The organism is Streptomyces sp. NPDC005393 (assembly GCF_040606675.1).
In the GTDB taxonomy this organism is placed as follows: domain Bacteria; phylum Actinomycetota; class Actinomycetes; order Streptomycetales; family Streptomycetaceae; genus Streptomyces.
Window position 1 is genome coordinate 1 of sequence record NZ_JBEXFG010000021.1, and the last position, 23,074, is coordinate 23,074.

Sequence of the window (23,074 nt, forward strand, 5' to 3'; positions counted from 1 at the left end):
CACGGGGCAGTTGCTGCGCTCCGCGCTGATGCTGAGCGGGGCGGGGGCCCGGCCGCGGCTGTTCCTGACCGTGCACCATCTGGCCGTGGACAGCGTGTCATGGCGCATTCTGCTCGGCGATCTGGAGACCGCCTACCGGCAGGCCGCCGCCGGGGAGCCGGTGCGTCTGGAGCCGGCCGGCACCCCCTTCACCCGGTGGGCCCACCGGCTGACCCACCAGGTCCAGGGCGGGCGGCTGGACGGCGATCTGGCGTACTGGGAGGGCGTACGGCAGGCGGGCGGCGCGGATCTCCCGGTGGACCGTCCGGGCCGCGCCACCGCGGGATCCACCCGCACGGTGCGGGTGCGGCTGGACCGGGACGCCACCGAAGCGCTGCTGCGCCGGGTGCCCGGGGTGTACCGGACGCAGGTCAACGACGTGCTGCTGAGCGCGCTCGGACGGGTGCTCGCCGACTGGACGCGGTCGGACCGGGTGCTGGTGGCCATGGAGGGCCACGGCCGGGAGGAGCTCGACGACACGGTCGATCTGTCCCGGACCGTCGGCTGGTTCACCACCCAGTACCCGGTGGCGCTCACCCTGCCCGGCCACGGCTGGGGCGCGCTCCTCAAGTCAGTGAAGGAGCAGTTGCGCGCGCTGCCCCGGCGGGGACTGAGTTATGAGGCGCTGGCCCATCTGAGCGCACCGGACTCCCCCGCCCGCGCGCTGCGCGACGCACCGCTGCCCGGCATCTGCTTCAACTACCACGGCCAGTGGGATTCCGCGCCGGGCGACGACGCCTTCACGCTCACCGGCGAGACCCTGGGGCGGGATCTCGCCGCCGAGGAGCCCTCGACGTATCCACTCGACGTATCGGGCGTGGTGGCGGCCGGCGAACTGGAGCTGACCTGGCTCTACTCCGATCTCGTCCACGACGGGGCCACGGTGCGGCGGCTCGCCGACGCCATGGTCGGGGCGCTGCGTGAGATCGTCTGGCACTGCGCACAGCCCGACGCCGGGGGCCGTACGCCCTCGGACTTCCCGCTCGCGCGGCTGGACCAGGCGGGCGTGGACGGGCTGGTCGGCGACGGGCGGGAGACCGAGGACGTCTATCCGCTGACCCCGTTGCAGGAAGGCATGCTCTTCCACCGTCTGGTCGGCGGCGAGGAGGACGTCTACGTCGACCAGGCCACCCTGATCCTGGACGGGGTGAGCGATCCGCAGGCGTTCGCCGCCGCCTGGCAGGAGACGGTCGACCGCACCCCCGTGCTGCGCACCGGTGTTGTCTGGGAGGACGTCGAGCGGCCCCTGCAGTTCGTACGCCACCGCGCGTCCATTCCCGTCGCGCAAAAGGACTTGCGCCCGCTGCCCGAGGAGCGGCGCGAGGCCGAGCTGGAGCGGCTCGGGGCCGCGGATCTGGCACGGGGTCTGGATCTGACGACGCCGCCGCTGATGCGGCTGACCATCGCGCGGCTGCCCGCCGACCGGGTGGCGCTCATCTGGACCTCGCACCATCTGGTGCTGGACGGCTGGAGCCTGGCCCAGGTCTTCACCGAGGTGTGCGAGCGGTACGCCGCGGCCGCCCGGGGCGGCCGCCCGGCCCTGGCCGCCCGCCGGCCCTTCCGCGACTATCTGCGCTGGCTGGACGGCCAGGACGGCCGCGAGGCGGAGGAGCACTGGCGGCAGGTGCTCGCGGGCTTCACCGCGCCCACCCCGCTGCCGTACGACCGCAAGCCCCGGGAGTCCCACCGGGCCCGGTCCTCCGCGACCCTGTCGGTGGCGCTCGCGCCCGACGCGTCGGCGCGGCTGCGCCGTACCGCCCAGCGGTGCGGGCTCACCGTCAACACGGTGGTGCAGGGCGCGTGGGCGCTGCTGCTGTCCCGGTACAGCGGCGAGGAGGACGTGGTCTTCGGCACCACCGTCTCGGGCCGCCCGGCCGAACTGGCCGGGGTGGAGTCCATGGTGGGCATGTTCATCAACACCCTGCCCACCCGGGTACGGGTCGAGGGCGCCCGGAACACCGCCGAGTGGCTCCGGGAGCTCCAGGTGGCGCAGTCCGGGTCGCGCCGGTTCGAATCCGTCTCGCTGGCCCAGCTGACGGGGTGGAGCGAGGTGCCCGCCGGCACCGCTCTCTTCGACAGCATGGTCGCGTTCGAGAACTACCCCTTCGACGACTCCTCGGCGCGCGAGGCGGGGCTGCGCATCCTGGACGTCCGGTCGAAGGACGCGACCAACTTCCCGCTGAGCCTGCGGGCCCATCTCTCCGACCGGCTCGGCTTCGACCTCGGCTATGACCCCGGGCTGTTCGACGAAGCGACCGCGACCGCCCTCGCCGACCGGCTGTGTCTGCTGCTCGACCGGATCGCGGCGGACCCCGACCGGCCGCTGTGGACGCTGCCGTGGACCACGGCGAAGGAGCGCGAGCGGCTGCTGGAGTGGAGCGGCGGGAGCGCGGCGGCCCACGGGACACCGGACCGGACCCTGGTGGAGCTCTTCGAGGAGCAGGCGGCCCGCACCCCCGATGCCACCGCCGTCAGCTGCGCCGGAGCGTCGCTGTCGTACGCCGAACTCGATACGCGGGCGGGCCGGCTGGCCCACCGGTTGGCCGCCGAGGGCGCCGGGCGGGAGCGGTATGTGGCGCTCGCGCTGCCCCGCTCGCTGGACATGATCGTCGCGATCGTGGCCGTGCTGAAGACCGGAGCGGCCTATCTGCCCATCGATCCGGACCAGCCGGCCGCCCGGATCGCCCCTATGCTCGCCGACACCGAACCGGTGCTCCTGCTGACCATCGGCGATCTGGAGACGCGGATCGCCCCGGACACCGCCGTCCCCCGGCTGTGCCTGGACGACCCCGGCCTCGCGGCCGATCTGGAGCGCCGCCCGGCCGCCGTCCCGAGCGGTTCCGGGCCGCTGCCGGAGAGCCCCGCGTACGCCATTTACACCTCCGGGTCGACCGGTCTGCCCAAGGGCGTGGTGATCCCGCACGCCAATGTGGTCCGGCTGTTCTCGCGCACCCAAGGGTGGTTCGACTTCGGCGAGACCGACGTGTGGACGATGTTCCACTCGTACGGCTTCGACTTCTCGGTCTGGGAGATCTGGGGGCCGCTGCTGCACGGCGGCCGGCTCGTGGTCGTCCCGTACGCGGTCTCGCGCTCGCCCGAGGATTTCCTGCGGCTGCTGGCGGACGAGCGGGTGACGGTGCTCAACCAGACGCCCTCGGCCTTCTACGCGCTGATGCGCGCGGACGAGGAGAACCCCGGCACCGGGGCGCTGCCGGCGCTGCGCCGGGTGGTCTTGGGCGGTGAGGCGCTCGATCCGCGCCGGCTCACGGGCTGGTGCGCACGGCATCCGGACACCGCGCCCGTCCTGGTCAACATGTACGGGATCACCGAGACCACCGTGCATGTCACCTACACCGCGCTCGACCGGGACACCGCGGCCCGTTCGGAGAACACGGGAAGCGCCATCGGCACCGGCATCCCCGATCTGCGGGTCTACGTTCTCGACTCCACTCTTCAGCCGGTGCCGCCGGGGGCGGTCGGCGAGCTGTACGTGGCGGGCGCCGGTCTGGCCCGCGGCTATCTGCGCCGCCCGGGGCTGACCGCGTCCCGTTTCGTCGCGGACCCCTTCGGGCCCCGGGGGAGCCGGATGTACCGCACCGGCGACCGGGCCCGGTGGCGCGCCGACGGCGAGCTGGAGTATCTGGGCCGCGCCGACCACCAGGTGAAGATCCGCGGTTTCCGGATCGAACCCGGTGAGATCGAGGCCGCCCTGTCCGCGCATCCGGGCGTCGCCCACGCCGTGGTGACCGCGCGGGAGGACCGGCCCGGTGTGCGGCGGCTGGTCGCCCACACCGTGGCCGCCGATCCGTCCGCGCCGCCGCCGTCCGCCGCCGAGCTGCGGGAATTCCTCCGCCGGGCCCTGCCCGAACACATGGTCCCCGCCGCCTATGTACCGCTGGCCGCCCTGCCGCTGACCGCCAACGGCAAGCTGGACCGCGCGGCGCTGCCCGCCCCCGGCGCGGACGGCTTCGCGACGAGCGCCGAGCGGATCGCGCCCCGCACCGAGGCCGAACGCACCGTGGCGCGGGTCTGGGCCGAGGTCCTGGGGGCCGAGGAGGTGGGCGCCGAGGACAACTTCTTCGCTCTGGGCGGCGATTCGATCCTCGCCATCCGGGTGGCCTCCCGGCTGCGGGCGGCCTTCGGCACGGACGTCTCCCCGCGCTCCCTGTTCACCCATGCCACCGTCGCCGCCCTCGCCACCGCGCTGACCGCCCCGGCCGGCGCCGCGAGCGCCGGGGCGATCCCGGCCGTGCCACGGGGTGCGGATCTGCCGCTCTCCTTCGCGCAAGCGCGGCTGTGGTTCCTGGACGCCTTCGACGGCGGCGGCACCGAGTATGTGACCCCGTTCGCGCTGCGGCTGCGCGGCCGGCTCGACACCGCCGCCCTGCGCACCGCCCTCGACGGCCTGGTGGCCCGGCATGAACCGCTGCGCACCACCTTCGCCGAGGTGGACGGCCGCGGCGTACAGCGGGTGGGTGAGCCGTACCGGGTGGAGCTGCCGTCGTACGACCTCACCTCCTTCCCCGCCCCGGAGCGCGAGCGGGAGCTGGAGCGGCTGCTGACGCGGGAGTGCGCCAGCACCTTTGATCTGCGCACCGGTCCGCTGCTGCGGGCGTCCCTGATCCGGCTCGACGACACGGACCACGTCGTCACCCTGACGATGCATCACATCGTCACGGACGGCTGGTCCACCGCCGTCATCAGCGCCGATCTGAGCGAGCTCTACACCGCGGCGGCGGCCGGCCGGCCCCCCGAGCTGGCGCCGCTGCCGTTGCAGTACGCCGACTACGCGGCATGGCAGCGCGATCCGCGGGGCGGCGCCGCCGCGCTGGAGCCGCAGCTCGGCCACTGGCGCGAGAAGCTGGCGGGGCTGGTCCCGCTGGAGCTGCCGACCGACCGCCCGAGGCCGCCCGTACAGACGAAGAACGGCACGCTGCTGGAGTTCACCCTGGACGCCGCGCTGGTGGCACGGCTGCGCGAGACCGGGCGGCGGAGCGACGGCACGCTCTTCATGACCCTCCTCGCCACCTGCCAGGTGCTGTTCGCGCGCTGGTCGGGGCAGGAGGACATCACGGTGGGCACCGTGACCTCCGGCCGGGAGCGCCCCGAACTGGAGCAGCTGGTCGGGATGTTCGTGAACACCCTGGTCCTGCGGGCCCGGGTGCGCGCGGACCGCCCGTTCGGCGAGCTGCTCTCCGAGGTGCGCGGGACGGTCCTGGACGCCTTCGCCCACCAGGATGTGCCGTTCGAGCGGATCGTGGACGAGCTCCAGCCGGAACGGGACACCAGCCGCACCCCGCTCTTCCAGGTCATGGTGGCGCTGCACAACCTGGGCAGCGAGGTGCCGAGCCTGCCCGGCCTCGCCGTGGAGGCCGTCCGGATGCCCGGCCGGACCGCAGGCTTCGACCTCGGCATCGACTTCGTGGAACACCGGGATGCCCTGACCGGATTCGTGGAGTACAACACCGATCTGTTCGACGCGGCGACCGTGGAGCGGATGGCCCGTCAGCTGCGGCTGCTGCTGGAAGCGGTGGCGGAGGACCCCGGCCGGCCGGTGGGCGAGCTGCCGCTGCTCGCCGCCGAGGAGCGGCGGACGGTGCTGGAGAAGTGGAACGACACCGCGCTCCCGGTGGCGGACACGACCTACCCGCGCCTCTTCGAGGACCAGGCGGCCCGTACCCCGCACGCCACGGCACTCGTGGCCCCCGAGGGCGGCTGGGACTTCGCGGAGCTGAACGCCCGCGCCAACCGGCTGGCCCACCATCTGATCGGGCTCGGCATCGGCCCCGAAAAGGTGGTCGCGGTCAGGCTGCCGCGCACCGCCGAGCTGATGGTGGCGCTCCTCGCGGTGCTCAAGGCGGGTGGTGCGCATCTGTACATCGATCCCGAACTGCCCGCCGAACGCGTCCGGTTCCTTCTGGAGGACGCGGCGCCCGAGACCGTCCTCACCCCGCGGACCCTGCGCGGCGCGCCCCTCGACGGCCTGCCCTCCACCGATCCGACCGACGACGAGCGGGTTGCCCCGCTACGCCCCGCGAACACCGCGTACCTCAACTACACCTCGGGATCCACCGGCCGCCCCAAGGGGGTCGCCGTCGAACACCGCCATCTGGTCAACCTGTGCCATGACCACATGGCCGAGCTCATCGAACCGCATACCGGCGAGGCGGGCCGCCCGCTGCGCGCGGCGCTGACCGCCGCCTTCTCCTTCGACACCTCGTGGGAGGGGCCCGTCTTCCTGGCCGCGGGCCAGGAGGTGCATCTCGTCGACGACGCGGTACGGCTCGACCCGGCCGCCCTCGTCGCGCTGGTCGACGCCCGGCGGCTGGACTTCCTCGACGTCACCCCCTCGTACCTCCATGAGCTGGTGGCCGCCGGGCTGTTCGCCGAGGGCCGCCACCACCCCCGGATCGTCATGGTGGGCGGCGAGGCGCTCGGGGCGGCCCTGTGGCGGGAGCTGCGCGCGCTGCCCGGTGTGGCGGCGTACAACTTCTACGGCCCCACCGAGTGCACCGTCGACGCGGTGTACGGACGCCTCACCGACCTCGGGGACCGCCCGCTGATCGGGCGGCCCGGCCGCAACCTGCGGGCGTACGTCCTGGACGGCGCGCTGCGGCCGGTGCCCCCAGGGGTGCCGGGCGAACTGCATCTCGCCGGAGCCCAGATCGCCCGCGGCTATCCAGGCCGGCCCGGCCTCACCGCGGAGCGCTTCACCGCCGACCCGTACGGCCCGCCCGGCACCCGGATGTACCGCACCGGTGACCGGGCGCGCTGGACGGCGGACGGTGTGCTCGAATACCTCGGCCGCACCGACGAACAGATCAAGATCCGTGGCTTCCGTATCGAGCCCGGTGAGATCGAGGCCGCGCTGCTGGACCATCCGGCGATCGAGGACGCCGTGGTGGTGGCCCGGGAGGACACCAGCCACCGGCGGCTGGTGGCCTATCTGGTGGCCGGGGGGCCGGACGGCGCCGTCGACGCGGTGGAGTTGCGCGCCTGGCTCAAGCGCGGCCTTCCCGACTACATGGTTCCCGCGGCGTTCGTCACGATGGACCGGGTGCCGCGCACCGACAGCGGAAAGGTCGACCGGCGCGCGCTGCCCGCACCGCCGTTCCAGCCGGACTCGGCCACGCCGTACGTGGCGCCGCGCACCCCCGCCGAGACGGAGCTCGCCCGCGTCTGGGCCGAGGTGCTCGGTGTCCCCCGGGTCGGGGTGGAGGACAACTTCTTCGCCCTGGGCGGCGATTCGATCCTCAGCATCCAGATCGTCTCCCGCGCCCGCCAGGCCGGGCTGACGCTCACCTCCAAGGACGTCTTCCGCCACCAGACCGTCGCGGAACTCGCGGTGAGCACCGGCTCCGCCCGACCGCCGCACCAGCCGCCCGTCACGGCACCGTCCGGCCCGGCTCCGCTCACCCCGATCCAGCACTGGTATCTGGACGGGCGGGAGCCCGGAGATCCGCTGCACTTCACCATGACGCACCGGCTGGAGCTCACCGGGGACCTCGACGAGGCCGCCCTGCGGCAGGCGGTGGACGCCCTCGTGGCATACCACGCGGCGCTGCGCACCCGCTTCCTCGCCACCGACGAGGGGTGGCGGCAGGAGGTGCTGGCCACCGCCCCCGGCGCCGTCCTCGAACGGCACGATCTGGCCGGCCTCGACGAGGCGGCCCGCTCCCGCGCCGTACGGGAGGCCACGGTCACGGCCCAGACCGGTCTGGACGTCACCGAGGGCGCCGTCCTGCGGGTGCTGCTGTTCATCTTCGGGCAGGAGCGGCCACCGGAGTTGCTGATCACCGTCCACCATCTGGTGGTGGACGGTGTCTCCTGGCGCATCCTCCTCGGCGATCTGGAGACCGCCTACCACCGTGCCGCCGCGGGTGGCACGGCCGGACTCCCCCCGGCGAGCAGCGCCTATACGCACTGGGCCGCCCGGCTGGCGGAGCACGCGCACTCCGGTGGGCTCGACGGCGATCTGGAGTACTGGACGCGGATCGCGCGGACCGCGCCCGCCGCGCTCCCCGTCGACCGCGAGGGCGTCAACACCCAGGAGACGGCGGGCACCGTGACCGCCGTCCTCGGCCGCGCCGAGACCGACGCGCTGCTGCGCAAGGTCCCCGGTGTCTACCGCACCCAGATCAACGATGTGCTGCTCAGCGCGCTCGGCCGGACCCTGGTGCGCTGGACCGGCCGGGACACCGTGCTGATCGGGGTGGAGGGACACGGCCGCGAGGACCTGTTCGAGGAGCTCGATCTGTCGCGTACGGTCGGCTGGTTCACCGCCGAGTTCCCGCTCGCGCTGACCGTCGCGCCCGACGCGGGCTGGCGCGGGACCCTCAGGTCCGTCAAGGAGCAGCTGCGCGCCGTCCCGCACCGGGGGCTGGGCCACGGCGCGCTGCGCCACCTCGCCCCGGACACGCCCGGGGCCGCGGAGCTGCGGGGCGGTCCGAGCCCGCGGATCGGGTTCAACTACCACGGCCAGTGGGATGTCGCCGCCGCGGACGGTGAGGCGGCATCCGGCCTCTATCGCGCGGCCCTGCCGGTGACCGGCCAGGACACGCCCCCCGGCGAGACCCGCGGCTATCTGCTGGAGGTCACCGGGGTGGTCCAGGACGGGCGTCTGGAGCTCGGCTGGACGTATCCGACCCGGATGTACGACGAGTCGACGGTGCGCCGTCTCGCGGACGAGGTCATCGCCGCGCTGGAGGAGATCGTCGAGCACTGCGCGGAGCCCGGGGCGGGCGGCCGCACCCCCTCCGACTTCCCGCTCGCCCGGCTCGACCAGCGCCAGGTGGATCTGCTCGCCGGTGACGGCCGGGATGTGGAGGATGTCCATCCGCTGACCCCATTGCAGGCCGGCATGCTCTTCCACGGCCTCGTGGACGCCGCGGGGGCCTACTTCGACCAGGTGGCGATACGGATCGGCGGCATCGCGGACCCGGACGCCTTCGCCGCCGCGTGGCAGAGCGTGGTGGACCGTACGCCAGTGCTGCGCAGCGCCGTCCGCTGGGAGGGGCTTGAGGAGCCCGTCCAGGTGGTGCACCGGACGGTGGAGCTGCCCGTCACCCGGCACGACTGGCGGGAACTCTCGTCGGCCGCGCGGGAGGCCGCGCTGCGGCGGCTGCTCGCCGAGGACCGGGCTGCCGGGATGGAGCTCACCACGGCCCCGCTGGTCCGTATCGCGGTGGCCCGGCTGCCCGATGACGAGATCACGCTGGTGTGGACGTCGCACCATCTGATCCTCGACGGCTGGAGCACCGGCCAGATCTTCGCCGAGGTGTGCGAGGGGTACGCGGCGCTGACCGAGGGACGTACGGCGCGCCTGCCCGCGCGCCGCCCGTTCCGGGACTTCCTGCGCTGGCTGCGGGGACAGGACCAGGAGCGGGCCGAGGGGTACTGGCGTCAGGTGCTGGCGGGGTTCGGCGCCCGGACACCGTTGCCCTACGACCGGCCGCCCACGGAGGCGCACCGCGCCACGTCGGGCGCGCTGACGCGGCTGGAGCTCACCCGGGAGGTCTCCGCCCGGCTGCGCGAGACGGCCCGCGGCCACGGGCTGACCGTCAACACGGTGGTGCAGGGGGCCTGGGCGCTGCTGCTGTCCCGGTACAGCGGCGAGTCGGATGTGGTGTTCGGCACCACTGCCTCGGGCCGTCCGGCCGAACTGCCGGGCATGGAGACGATGGTCGGCATGTTCATCAACACGGTCCCCACCCGGACCGTGGTCGAGGGCGGCCACGAGGTGGTGCGGTGGCTGCGGGAGCTCCAGGAGCACCAGAGCGACTCCCGGCGCTTCGACTTCGTCTCCCTGGCCCGAATCCAGGGCTTGAGCGCGGTGCCGGGCGCCGAGGCGCTCTTCGACAGCATGGTGGTCTTCGAGAACTACCCCTTCGACGAGTCGTCCGCGGCCGATGCCGGGATCGTCATCCGGGAGGTGCGCGCCGAGGACGCCACGAACTTCCCGCTGTGTCTGCGCGCCTACCTCGGCGACCGGCTCGGGTTCGACATCGCCTACGACCCCGCGCTGTTCGACGCGGCGACGGTGGAGCGGGCGGCGGCCCATCTGCAGACGCTGCTGACCGGCATCGCCGACGGTGCCGGGCGGGCCCTGGACGAGCTGCGGCTGCTGACCCCGGCGGAACACCGCCGGGCGCTGCGGGAGTGGAACGACACGGCCCGGCCGCTGCCCGAGGGCTCGCTGGCCCAGCTGTTCGCCGAGCAGGTCCGGCGCACCCCGGACGCCGTGGCCCTCACCGGTGCCACCACGCTCAGCTACCGCCAACTCGACGACTGGTCGGGCCGGTTGGCCGGGGCCCTGGTGGAGTCGGGGGTGCGCGTCGAGGACCGGGTGGCGCTGCTGATGGGCCGCTCGGCCGAACTCGTCGTGGCCCAGCTCGCGGTGGTCAAGGCCGGTGGTGTCTACGTCCCGGTGGACGTCCGCGCGCCGCGCGAGCGGCAGCGGGTCCTGCTGGACCGGGCGGGCGCGGCGGTCGTGCTGACGCCCGGGGAGGTGGCCGCCGCGCGCCACGGCGCGCAGGCGCCGCCCGTGGTGCGGGTGGACCGGGACAACCTGGCCTATGTGATGTTCACGTCCGGGTCGACCGGGGTGCCGAAGGCCGTGGGGGTGCGCCACCGCGATGTGGCGGCGCTCGCCCTCGACCGCGCCTTCGCCGGTGGCGGGCATGAGCGGGTGCCGCTGCACTCACCGGTGGCGTTCGACGCCGCCACCTACGAGGTCTGGGTGCCGCTGCTGGCCGGCGGCCGGGTGGTGGTGGCCCCGCCGGGCGAGCTGGACGCCACGGCGCTGCGGCGTCTGGTGGCCGACCACGGGGTGACCGGGCTGTGGCTGACCGCCGGGCTGTTCCGGCTGCTGGCGCAGGACGACCCGGACTGCTTCGCGGGGCTGCGCGAGGTGTGGACCGGCGGCGATGTGGTGCCCGCGGCCTCGGTGCGCCGGGTGCTGGCGGCCTGCCCCGGGCTGACCGTCGCGGACGGGTACGGGCCGACCGAGACGACGACCTTCGCCACGTCCTTCCCGATGTCCGGCGCCGACGGGGTGCCCGAGGTGGTGCCGATCGGCCGGCCGCTGGACAACATGCGGGTCTACGTCCTGGACGCGCGGCTGCGGATCGTCCCGCCCGGTGTCGTCGGCGAGCTCTTCGTCGCCGGGGAGGGAGTGGCGCGCGGCTATCTCGGCCGGCCCGGCCCGACCGCGGCGTCCTTCGTCGCCGATCCGTACGGACCCGCCGGGTCGCGGATGTACCGCACCGGCGACCTGGCCCGGTGGCGGCCGGACGGCACGGTGGAGTTCCTCGGACGCGCCGATGACCAGGTCAAGGTCCGCGGCTTCAGGATCGAGCCGGGCGAGGTGGAGGGCGTCCTGGCCGCGTATCCCGGTGTCGTGGACGTCGCCGTGGTGGCCAGGGAGGACCGGCCCGGTGTGAAACGGCTGGTGGCCTATGTGGTGGTGGGCGACGGCGGCCCGGCGGTGGATCCGGCCCGGCTGCGCGCCCACGCGGCGGCGGAACTCCCGGACCATATGGTGCCGTCCGCCGTCGTGCCGCTCGACGCGCTGCCGCTGAGCGCCAACGGGAAGCTGGACCGCGCGGCGCTGCCCGCCCCCGGCCCCGCCGCCGACCGCGCGCCCTACCGGGCGCCGCGCGATACGACCGAGCGGCTCGTGGCCCGGATCTGGGCCGAGGTGCTGGGGGTGGAACGGGTCGGCGCCGAGGACGACTTCTTCGGGCTCGGCGGCGACTCCATCTTCTCCATCCGGCTCACCTCGCGGCTGCGGGAGGCGTTCGACACGGAGGTCTCGCCCCGGCTGGTGTTCACCCGTCCGACGGTCGCCGCCCTCGCCGCGGCCCTGGGCGCGGCGGAGTGCCGCACCGGGCGCGGGCCCGTCCCGATCGCACGCGTCGGCCGCGACGGGGAGCTGCCGCTGTCGTTCGCCCAGGCGCGGCTGTGGTTCCTCGACTCCTTCGAACCGGACAGCACCGAGTACCTCACCCCGCTGGCGCTGCGGCTGCGCGGAGCCCTCGACGTCCGGGCGCTCAGCGCCGCGCTGACCGCGCTGGTGGCCCGTCATGAGTCACTGCGTACGACCTTCCACGCGGTGGACGGCCGCGGTGTGCAGATCGTGCACGAGCCCTCGGAGATCCGGCTCATCCCGCACGATCTGTCACGGCTGCCCGCCGCGGAGCGGGAGGCGGAGCTCGCGGAGCTGCTGGCGTACGAGCGGGCGCGCCCGTTCGATCTGCGGCGCGGTCCCCTGCTGCGGACCGGGCTGATCAGGCTGGGCGCGGAGGACCATGTGCTCAGCCTGACGCTGCATCACATCATCACCGACGGCTGGTCCACCGGGGTGCTCACCGGCGATCTGCGGGAGCTCTACCGGGCGGAGCTCAGCGGCGAGCCGGCCGCGCTGCCACCGCTGCCGGTGAGTTACGCGGACTTCGCCGCCTGGCAGCGCACCGAGCTGTCCGGCCCGCACGCCGATGGGCAACTCGCCTACTGGAAGGGCAAGCTGGCCGGGGTGCCGCCACTGGAGCTGCCCACCGACCGGCCCCGCCCCGCGGTGCAGACCCGCAACGGCGCGACGGTGGAGTTCGAGGTGTGCGCGGCCGTGAACCGGCGCCTCAAGGAGTGCGGACAGGCCCGGGGAACCACGCTGTTCATGACACTGGTGGCGGCGTCCCAGATCCTGCTGGCCCGGCTGTCGGGGCAGCGGGACATCGCGGTGGGAACGGTGACCTCGGGCCGGGAGCGCGCCGAGGTGGAGCGGCTGATCGGCTTCTTCGTCAACACCCTGGTGCTGCGCTCCACGGTCGATCCGCGGGCCGGCTTCACCGACTTCCTGGCCGAGGTGCGCTCCACCGTGCTGGACGCCTTCGCCCACCAGAGCGTTCCGTTCGAGCGGGTGGTGGACGAGGTGCAGCCGGCGCGGGACACCAGCCGGACGCCGCTCTTCCAGGCGATGGTGGTGCTCCAGAACATCCCGGGCCAGGCGCTGGACCTGCCCGGCCTCGCACTGGAGGACATCGCCCTCGACGTCCACACCGCGAGCTTCGATCTCACCCTGGAGTTCGCCGAGGCCGAGGACGGTGTGCTGCGCGGGCTGATCGGCTACAACACCGATCTGTTCGATGCCTCGACCGCCGAGCGGATGAGCACGGCCGCCCAAGCGGTGCTCACCGGTATCGCCGACGACCCCGACCGGCCGGTGGGCGCGCTGCCGCTGACGACCCCGGACGAGCTGCGGCGCACGCTCGTCGAGTGGAACGACACCCGGCGCGAGGTGCCTCGGGCCACGCTGCCCGAGCTGTTCGAACGGCAGGTGGCGGCGTCCCCGGACGTCGCGGCCGTCCGATACGGGGCGGGTGAACTCACCTTCGCCGAGCTGGAGTCGGCGGCGAACCGGCTGGCGCACCGGCTGATCGGGCGTGGTGTGGGGCCGGAGCGCCTGGTGGCGCTGGTGCTGCCGCGGTCGGTGGAGATGGTGGTGGCGCAGCTGGCCGTGGTGAAGGCGGGCGGTGCGTTCCTGCCGGTGGACCCCGCCTATCCGGCGGAGCGCATCGCGTTCATGCTGCGGGATGCCGCGCCCCTGGTGGTCCTCGACGACGCGGCCTCGGTCTGGGTCGAGGAGGGCCCCGCGGGGCCGCCGGCCGACCGGGAGATTGCACCGGACCACCCCGCGTATGTCATCTACACCTCCGGATCCACCGGGGTGCCCAAGGCGGTCGTGGTGACCCACGCGGGGCTGGCGAGCTTCTCGGCGGCCGGCGCCGAACACTACGACGTCCGGCCCGGGGACCGGGTGCTGCAGTTCGCCTCACCGAGCTTCGACGCGTCCGTACTGGAACTGTGCGTCTCCCTTCCCAGCGGGGCGTCGCTCGTGGTGGCGGAGGAGGGCCCGCTGCTGGGCGAGCGGCTGGCCCAGGTACTCGCCCAGCGGCGGATCACCCATGCGCTGATTCCCCCGGCGGCGCTGGCCACCGTGCCGGAGACGGCGCGGGAAGCGGGAATGCCCCATCTGCGCACCCTGATCGTCGGGGGCGACGCCTGCTCCGCCGAGCTGGTGGACCGCTGGGCACCCGGGCGCCGGATGGTCAACTCCTATGGCCCGACCGAGGCGACGGTGGTGAGCACCTGGTCGCGGCCGCTGACCGCCGGTGCGGGGCTGCCGCCGATCGGGCGGCCGATCTGGAACACCCGGGCCTATGTGCTGGACGAGGCGCTGCGTCCGGTGCCGGTGGGCGTGGCCGGGGAGCTGTATGTGGCGGGTGCGGGTCTGGCGCGCGGCTATCTGGGCCGGCCGGGGCTGACCGCCACGCGGTTCGTGGCCGATCCGTTCGGTCCCGGGGGCGGGCGGATGTACCGCACCGGCGATGTGGTGCGCTGGACCGGCGACGGCGAGCTGGAGTTCGCCGGCCGGGCCGACGACCAGGTCAAGGTCCGTGGTTTCAGGATCGAGCCCGGCGAGGTGGAGAGCGCGCTGCGGCGCAGCCCCGAGGTGCGCGACGCGGTGGTCGCCCTACGGGACACCGCGCCCACCCCGGAGCGGCCCTCGGGGGTCAAGCGGCTGGTGGGCTATGTCGTTCCGGCGCCGGACGCCTCCCCGACCGCCGCCTCGCTGCGCGACTTCCTGGGGCGGATCCTTCCGCGGCACCTGGTGCCCTCGGCGTTCGCCACCCTGGACGCCCTTCCGCTCACCCCCCACGGCAAGGTCGACCGCCGCGCCCTGCCCGATCCGGATCCGGCGCCGGCCTCCGGTGCGGGCCATGTCGCACCGCGCACCCCGCTGGAGAGCCGGATCGCGACGATCTGGGCGGATGTCCTCGGACTGGAACGGGTCGGCGTCCACGACAACTTCTTCGACCTCGGAGGGGATTCGATCCTCAGCATCCAGGTGGTCTCCCGCGCCCGGCAGGCGGGGCTGCGCCTGTCCACCAAGGACCTCTTCACCCATCAGTCGGTGGCCGCGCTGGCCGCCGTGGCCACGGCCGAGCGGGACGAGGGCCGTTCGGAGCCGGTGACCGGACCCCTTCCGCTCACCCCGATCCAGCGCTGGTTCTTCGCCACCCACACCGTCAATCCGCACCACTTCAACCAGTCCGCGCTGCTGGAGCTGCACCAGGAGCCGGACGAGGCGGCGCTGGAACAGGCGCTGGCCGCCCTCCTGGTCCACCATGACGCGCTGCGCATGCGGTTCAGCCGCGAGGACGGGGAGTGGCGGCAGTACGATCCGGAGCCCGAGGCGGCCGAAGCGCTGGCCCGGTACGACCTGTCCGGCCTGCCACCGCACGAGGCGGATCCGGCGATGGAGAAGGCGGCCGACGCCCTGCACGCGGGCTTCGTCCTGGGACGGGGGCCGCTGCTGAAGGCGGCGCTCTTCCGGCTGGGCGACACCCGGCGCCCGTTCCTCTTCCTGACGGCCCACCATCTGGTCATCGACGGGGTGTCCTGGCGAATCGTGCTGGACGACCTGGACACCGCCTATCAGCAGAGCCTGCGCGGCGAACCGGTCGACCTCGGCCCCAAGACCACCTCCTTCCGCGACTGGGCCCGGCAGCTCGCCGAGCATGTCGCCGAGGGCACCCTGGACCACGAGGCCGACCACTGGTCCGCGGCGCTGGACGCCAGGCCGCTGCCGGTCGACCATGAGACATCCGCCCCGGGGCCCGACACCCGGGCGGTACCGGTCGAGATCGACGCGGCGGACACCGAGGCGCTGCTGCGCTCGGCCCCCACCGCCTACCGCACCCGGATCAACGACGTCCTGCTCGCCGCCCTCGCGCTGGCGCTGTCGCGCTGGACCGGCCACCCGCGGATCTCCGTGGAGCTGGAGGGCCATGGGCGCGAGGACGTCATCGAGGGCGTCGATCTCTCCCGTACGGTGGGCTGGTTCACCACGATGTATCCGGTCTCCTTCGAGCTGCCGGACACCCCGGACGGCACGCCCACCGACTGGCGCGGTCTGGTGAAGTCGGTCCGGCGCCAGTTGCGGACCGTCCCGGGCAACGGCTTCGGGTTCGGGGCGCTACGGACCTTCGGCACCCCCGCCATGCGCGAGCGGCTGGCCGGGGCCGGCTCCGGACCGCAGATCGTGTTCAACTACCTGGGCCAGTGGGACGCCCGGTCCGCGCAGGCCCAGGGCAGCCTCGTCCACGCCGAGCACGGATCCTTCGGCCAGGACCACGACCCCCGCGAGGGCGGTTCGCATCTGCTGGAGGTGGTTGGCGCGGTCCAGGACGGCCGGCTCGGCTTCACCTGGCACTACCACGCCGATGTGCACGAGCGGTCGACCGTGGAGGCGGTGGCCGCGGACTTCGCGGACGCGCTGCGCCGGATCGCCCAGGACTGCCGGGGCGCCCTATGACCGGGGCCCCGCCGGTGTCCTCGCCGGTGCCCCCGCCGGTGCCCCTGTCGCGCAACCGGGACTACCGGCTGCTGTGGGGCAGCCAGGCCCTCTCGGAGTTCGGGTTCCACGCCTCGATGATCGCGTTTCCGCTGCTGGTGCTGGCGCTGACCGGCTCGGGCGCGGCCTCCGGCCTCGTCATGGGGACCATCGCCGCGGCCCAGATGGTGGCCGGGCTGCCGGCCGGTGTGCTGGTGGACCGGTACGACCGCAAGGCGATCATGCTGGGGTGCGAGGCGGCCCAGGCGCTGTCCGCCATCAGTCTGGTCGTGGCGGTGTGGACCGGCACGGCCACCGTGCCGCACATGGTGGTCGTCGCGGCGGTGTTCGGGGCGAGCGCCGCCCTCTTCGAACCGGCGGAGAGCGCGTCGCTGCCGGTTCTGGTGGCGGAGGTCCATCTGCCCACGGCGGTCGCGATGAACACGGCACGCTCCTCGATGGGACAGCTCTCCGGCACCGCGACCGGCGGTTTTCTCTTCGCCGCGGGGCGCTCGGTGCCGTTCCTCGCGGACGCCGTCACCCACACCCTCTCCTTCTGCGCGCTGCTCTTCGTCCGGCTGCCGAAGCGGGAGCGGCCCGCCGGCCGGACCGGCCATCTCGGCCGCGAGGTGCTGACCGGTCTGCGGTGGGTGTGGCAGGAGAGCGGGATCCGGGCCACCGTGCTGTGCGCGGTGGTGCTGAACATGTTCTTCAGCGCCTTCTACATCGTCGTCATCGTGCTCGCCGGAACCCGGGGGGTCCCCTCCGGGGAGGTGGGGGTGATGGCGGCCATGCTCGGGGTGGGCGGGGTGCTCGGCGCGCTGGCAGCGCCCGTATTGCACCGGCGGCTCGGCCCCTATCGCGCCATCGTCGCGGTGTTCTGGGCCCTGGCCGCGCTCACCCCGGTCACCGCCCTGGTGCACAGCGGCTATCTCACCGGGGTGCTGTTCGCCCTGATGGCGCTGTTCCCTCCGACGGCCAACACGGCGATCATGACGGAGCAGCTGCTGCGCACCCCGGACCAGCTGCGCGGCAGACTCACCAGCGCCCTCGTCCTGGCGTGCGGAGCCGCCGGCGCCGCGGGCCCGGCGCTCGGCGGACTGCTCGCCCAGATCCTCCCCGGCGACCGGGCGATCCTGGTCTGCTCGGCCGGTATCGCCGCCGCGGCCGTCCTCACCACCGTCAGCCCGGCCCTGCGCCGGCTGTCCCCGAACCGCCCGGCCGAGAAGCGGCCCGCGGCGGCCTGACCACCACCCCATCCACCGCAATCAGTCATCACATGACGGGAGAACACACACCATGGACGACAACGCCCGCTACCAGGTGCTGCGCAACGACGAGGACCAGTACTCGCTGTGGCCCGCCGACCTCGACGTCCCCGCGGGCTGGCAGACCGTCGGCAAGGAGGGCACCAAGGACGAGTGCTCCGCCTATGTCGACGAGGTATGGACCGACATGAGGCCCCGCAGCCTGCGCGAGCGCATGGACAACGTGGCTTCCTGACCCCAGGGGACCAGGTGGTTGAGGGGCCGCACCGCCGCCCCTCAACCACCTGGTCCCCTCCTACAGTTACGATCCTGTGGTGAGACGCCGCGATGCATGGGGATCGCGCCTCGACCGGAGGAGAACATTCACGTGAGCGCGCAGGGGATAGCGTCCCAGACCGGGAGCGGGCCGGAGCCCCCCAACAGCCCCCTCAACCAGGGGCGGCCGCACAGCGCCCGGATGTACGACTACTTCCTGGGCGGCAAGGACAACTACCTGGCCGACCGTCAGGCCGCCGCCAAGGTGCTCACCCTGTGGCCCGGTGTCATGATCGCCGCCCGGACCAACCGCGCCTTCATGCAGCGCGCGATCCGGTTCCTCGCCGCCGAGCGGGGCATCCGCCAGTTCCTGGACATCGGCACCGGCATTCCCACCCGGCCGAATCTGCATGAGGTCGCCCAGTCGGTGGCCCCGGAATCCCGGGTCGTCTACGCCGACAACGACCCGATCGTCCTCGCCCACGCACAGCATCTGCTCAGCAGCCACCCGCAGGGGCGCACCGCCTACGTCAACGCGAATGTCGCCGAGCCCAAGACCGTCCTCACCTCCCCGGAACTCACCGAGGTGCTGGATCTGTCCCGGCCCGTCGCGCTGAGTCTGTGCGCGCTGCTGCACTTCGTCCCCGACGAGTGGGACCCGTACGGGATCGTCGGGCAGCTGGTCGACGCGCTCGCCCCCGGTTCGTATCTCGTACTGAGCCACATCACACCGGACTTCGACCCCGAGGCGACCCAGCGGACCGTGCAGATCTACCACAGCGGTGGCATCCAGGGGAAAATCCGCAGCAGGGCCGAGGTGGAGCGCTTCTTCACCGGGCTCGAGATGGTCGAACCCGGTCTGGTGGTGCCGCACCGCTGGCACATCGACCAGGACACCACGGATGCCCGAGTGAGGACCGGCGATGTGACCGACGCGGAGGTGTCCTTCTGGGCGGGGGTCGCCCGTAAGCCCTGACGGTCTGTCATCCCTGGCGGCCTGTCATCCCTGACGGCCGTAAGCCCTGACGGGGAGGGCTGCGGCGTCAATCGCTGAGCAGTCCGCCGGTGTGACATCACCTCGTGGAAGGCGCCGCACACCCGCAGATCGACGATGGCCCTGGTCAACACCCGGTCAAAGTGGCTGTGTTGGGCGCGTACGAGGGGACCGGAGGGGCCACCCGTGGTGGCGGGGAAGCGCACGTCCTCGCTGGAGGACATCAGCCACGCGTCCTCCGCGACCGCCGCGATGTCCCTGCGGGCGGCGCGGGCCGTACGGTGGCCGATGCCACCGTGGCGCTCCGCGGCCGCCCGCAGGGACCGGGCACCGAGCGCGGCGACTGTGATGCCCTGTCAGTAGACCGGGTTGAAGGTGTGCGCGGCGTCGCCGATGACCGCCAGGCCTCGCGGCACCCGGCGCTCGTAGTGCCGCCGTACGCCGGGACCCGGGCGGAAGCCCCGGACGTCGCCGGCGGGTTCGGCGCCGGCCGGCAGGGCGGCGTCGGTTACTCCCTGAGCAGGGCATCGACCACATGGCCGAACAGCAGACGGCCGGACCAGGCCGTCGGCGCGTCGAACAGCCGGGGCAGCCCCCGCACCCGCGCCTCCTCGCACCACACGACCCGCGACCGGCCGCCGTCCCGAGGGCGCACCTCGATCTCGGCCCACCCCCTGACCACCGAACCGCGCTTCTCCAGGCGGCAGAATCCCGAACCGTCGTCCGTGGGCGGGTCCCAGCGCACGACCTCCATGGGGTCGTCGAACCCGGCGCGGCCGACACCGGTACGCACCACGACCACCGTGCCCGGCCGTGTCGGCCCCGCCGGCCGGACGGTGACTCCGCTCAGGGGTACGTGGGCGGCGTGGCGCCCCCAGTCCGTGAGCCGCCGCCAGGTCTCGGCGACGGGCAGCGACGACTGCCGTTCGATGCGGAAGAGGGCCACAGCGGGATCGTAGGCGATTCGGGCCACACCCGCCGGATCAGACCACTCGCGCGGCGCGCACCGGGCCTCGCCGCCGCGGTCCTCGGTGATGCACTGGACGGGTGCGTCGGTGACGGTCATGCGGAAGGGTCCTTCGGACAAGTGGAGAGGCGATCGCTCACATCAAGCGCGGCGGGCCGGCGGGCGCGGCAGACGGCCCGGCGGACGGCCCGGCGGACGGCCCGGCGGACGGCCCGGCGGCGGTGAGACTGCCCAGCAGGGCCAGCGCCCGTTCGGAAGAGCTTCCCGGTTCGGCCTGGTAGACCACCAGCTGTTGCCCCGGGGCGCTGTTGACGGTCAGCGATTCGTAGTCCAGCGTCAGTTCGCCCACCACGGGGTGGCGGAAGCGCTTGGTCTCATGCGTCTTCTGGCGGATCTCATGGCGAGCCCACAGTCTGCGGAAGGTCTCGCTCTTCAGCGACAGCTCGCCGACCACATCGATCAGCTGTGGATCGTCGGCGTCGGCACCGGCCCCGGCCCGCAATCCGCCGACGGTGTTCACCGCCACCCGCTCCCAGTCCGGGTAGAACTCCCGCGCGTCCGGGTCGAGGAAGACGAGCCGCACCAGATCCCCGCTGTAGGTGTGGCCGTCGAACAGCGCCCCGCCCAGGGCATTGTGCGCCAGGACGGTCAGACACCGCCCCAGCACGACGGCGGGTGTGCGAGGCCAGTCGGCCATCATCCGCGACAGCGTCGGACTGACCCGCTCACGCCGATAGCGCCCCCGCCGCCGCACCGGCACCGGTCGCGCCACCTGATGCAGATAGGACACCGCGTCCTCGTCCAGCGTCAGGGCTCGGGCCAGAGCGTCGACCACCTGCACGGAGGGGTTGCGCTCACGCCCCTGCTCCAGACGTACGTAATAGTCGGTGCTCACCCCCGCCAGCATCGCCACCTCCTCCCGCCGCAGCCCCACCACCCGCCGCCGGTTCCCGGCCGGTATCCCCAGGTCCTCGGGGATCAGCAATTCACGGCGAGCACGCAGAAACCGCCCGAGCAGGTTGTCGCTGTCCATGCCCTCGACACTAGGTCCGCGAGGCGGTGTGCGGGGCCCCGGAAGGTGGCCGGGATACTCCTAGGATCGCCTCTCCCCCGAGGGGGAGCGCACTGTGGCAAGGGGGGTGAAGAGACCCTCCAGGGCCCTGGACATCTGGTCGAACGTGAGCGGATCGGCGACGCCGCCGGTCGTGTAGATGCCCCGGTCCAGCTTGACGCCCCGGGTCATCGCGCCGAGCAGGCCGGCCAGTTCGGAGCCCGGGAGTACGGGGCGGTGGCCCGTACGCTCGAACAGGGCGTCCAGCATGGTGCCGATGCGGTGGCTGAACCGCTCCTCGTGTTCCACCAGGGCGATGGCGGCGTTCCGGTCACGGAGGGCCATCAGCCGGAATTCGAGGTGGATGAAGACCCATTGGGCGTCCAGGGCGCCGCCGCTGATGATCTCGGCGAAGATGCGGGCGAGTTGGGGGGCGATGTCCCGCTCGGTGTCCACTTCGGCGATCCGGTCACCGATGTGTTCGGCGGTGCGGTCGCTGTGGCGACGGAAGACATCGAGGAAGAGTTTCAGCTTGTTGTCGTAGTTCGAGTAGAAGGCCCCGGTGGTCTTGCCCGCGCACTGGCAGATGTAGCCGATCGAGGCGCCGTGGAAGCCACGTTCGGCAAAGGCCCGCTCCGCTCCGGCGAGCAGCGTTTCCACGGTCTTCGACCGTTGCGGCGGCATGCGGTAACCCTCTCCCCCGTGTGCGGACATGGCCAGATCCGTACGGTAGCCGATCCTGTGACGGTAGCCAGTAGGGAACCCTACCGGTAGCGTTCCCTATCGGCGAAGGATCACGGACGATCACGAGGGAGAGCCACTGTGAACGCACCGATGCCCACGGCCCACGACGAACTCCCCTCGTACCCCGGAGAGCGGGACGACTACGTCAACCCCGCCCGCGCGCTGCTCATCGGACCGCCCGTCAGCCCGCTGAGGTTCGTCGGCGGCAGCACGGGCTGGCTCGTCACCGGATACCGCGAGGCACGTGAGGTGCTGCGGGATCCGCGGTTCAGCGCCGAGCGCTGGCGGGGCGACGACACCGTCCGGCCCGTCCCCGAGTGGGTCCGGGAGAACAAGAGCAGTGGCACCGGATCCTTCCTGTTCATGGACGCGCCGGAGCACGGCCGCTACCGCGGGCTGCTCATGCGGTACTTCACCGTGCGCAGGATGCGCGAGCTGGAGGGGCGCATCGAGGCCATCGTGACCGAGCGGCTGGACGCCCTGGAGGCGGCGGGCAAACCGGCCGACCTGGTGCGCCACTTCGCGCTGCCGATCCCGTCGCTCGTGATCTGCGGAATGCTCGGCGTCCCGTACGAGGAGCGGGCGACCTTCCAGTCCGTCGCGGCGCGGCTGCTGCGCCACGACCGCAGCAACGAGGACTTCCTCGCGGGCCGGGCCACGCTCGCCGCCTTCATCGGAGCGCTGATCACGGCCAAGCGGAAGGAGCCGCAGGACGATCTGATCTCCAAGCTGACCGCGGTCGCCGAGCTGACGGACGCGGAGATCATCGGCATCACGGCCCTGCTGCTGGTCGCCGGGCACGAGACCACCACGAACATGCTCAGCCTCGGCACCTTCGCCCTGCTGCGCGACCCCGAGCAGCTGCGGCGGCTGCGGGCGGACGACTCGCTCGTACCGGGCGCCGTCGAGGAGCTGCTGCGGTACCTCAGCATCGTCAACGCCTTCCCGGTCCGTATCGCGCTGGAGGACGTCGTCGTCGGCGGTGTCACCGTCAAGGCCGGTGAGAGCGTCGCGGTCTCGATCCCGGCCGCGAACCGCGACGCGGCGCTGGTGGAGGACCCCGGCACGCTCGACGTCGGACGCCCCCGCAGCGGCCACCTCGCGTTCGGGTACGGCATCCACCAGTGCCTCGGGCAGCATCTGGCCCGGACCGAACTCGCCGCGGCCTACCGCGGGCTGCTCGGCCGCTTCCCCGGGCTGCGGCTCGCCGTGGCCCCGGAGGAGGTCCCGATGCGCGGCGACATGGTCATCTACGGCGCACACGAGCTGCCTGTCACCTGGTGACGACCGCCGCCTCCCGCCACCGAGGAGCTGCGCACGGGTGCGGGGGCGGGCATGGTGGAGGGAGCCGCCGGGTCCGCAC

At 73.1% G+C, this 23,074-nt stretch carries 8 protein-coding genes; 5 read left to right on the plus strand and 3 right to left on the minus strand.

Annotated elements, in window-relative coordinates:
• Positions 1-10 precede the first annotated feature (10 nt).
• From ABZS71_RS18885 to ABZS71_RS18900, 4 genes are all read left to right on the plus strand, one after another.
• A complete protein-coding gene (locus ABZS71_RS18885) occupies positions 11-16,414 on the plus strand; it encodes a non-ribosomal peptide synthase/polyketide synthase (RefSeq protein ID WP_356211470.1) in 16,404 nt (5,467 codons plus the stop codon).
• Entirely contained in the window at positions 16,411-17,679 is a 1,269-nt protein-coding gene (locus ABZS71_RS18890; protein WP_356211473.1) for an MFS transporter, read from the plus strand. Before ABZS71_RS18885 ends, ABZS71_RS18890 begins: the two co-directional genes overlap by 4 nt.
• 52 nt (positions 17,680-17,731) lie before the next feature.
• On the plus strand, positions 17,732-17,935 hold the full coding sequence (locus ABZS71_RS18895; RefSeq protein WP_355844516.1) for an MbtH family protein: 204 nt from the start codon (positions 17,732-17,734) through the stop codon (positions 17,933-17,935).
• A 132-nt stretch (positions 17,936-18,067) separates the two neighbouring features.
• Positions 18,068-18,931 (plus strand): SAM-dependent methyltransferase, encoded by an 864-nt coding sequence (locus ABZS71_RS18900; protein WP_356211476.1) that lies wholly within the window; start codon positions 18,068-18,070, stop codon positions 18,929-18,931.
• A gap of 526 nt (positions 18,932-19,457) precedes the next feature.
• On the opposite strand, the gene ABZS71_RS18905 is transcribed toward ABZS71_RS18900, so the two are convergent.
• The 3 genes from ABZS71_RS18905 to ABZS71_RS18915 all read right to left on the minus strand — a co-directional run bounded on the left by ABZS71_RS18905 (position 19,458) and on the right by ABZS71_RS18915 (position 21,651).
• Complete coding sequence (locus tag ABZS71_RS18905; protein ID WP_355844748.1) at positions 19,458-19,895, minus strand: SRPBCC family protein; 438 nt, start codon at positions 19,893-19,895, stop codon at positions 19,458-19,460.
• A gap of 157 nt (positions 19,896-20,052) precedes the next feature.
• Positions 20,053-20,949 carry a helix-turn-helix transcriptional regulator gene (locus ABZS71_RS18910; RefSeq protein ID WP_356211479.1) on the minus strand — a complete coding sequence of 299 codons (897 nt, stop codon included), beginning with the start codon at positions 20,947-20,949 and terminating at the stop codon, positions 20,053-20,055.
• Between the two features lie 60 nt (positions 20,950-21,009).
• Positions 21,010-21,651 (minus strand): TetR/AcrR family transcriptional regulator, encoded by a 642-nt coding sequence (locus ABZS71_RS18915; protein ID WP_356211482.1) that lies wholly within the window; start codon positions 21,649-21,651, stop codon positions 21,010-21,012.
• A 138-nt stretch (positions 21,652-21,789) separates the two neighbouring features.
• Between ABZS71_RS18915 and ABZS71_RS18920 the strand changes: the two genes are divergently transcribed.
• Positions 21,790-22,995, plus strand: a complete 1,206-nt coding sequence (locus ABZS71_RS18920) for a cytochrome P450 (RefSeq protein ID WP_356211485.1) — start codon at positions 21,790-21,792, stop codon at positions 22,993-22,995.
• Positions 22,996-23,074 lie beyond the last annotated feature (79 nt).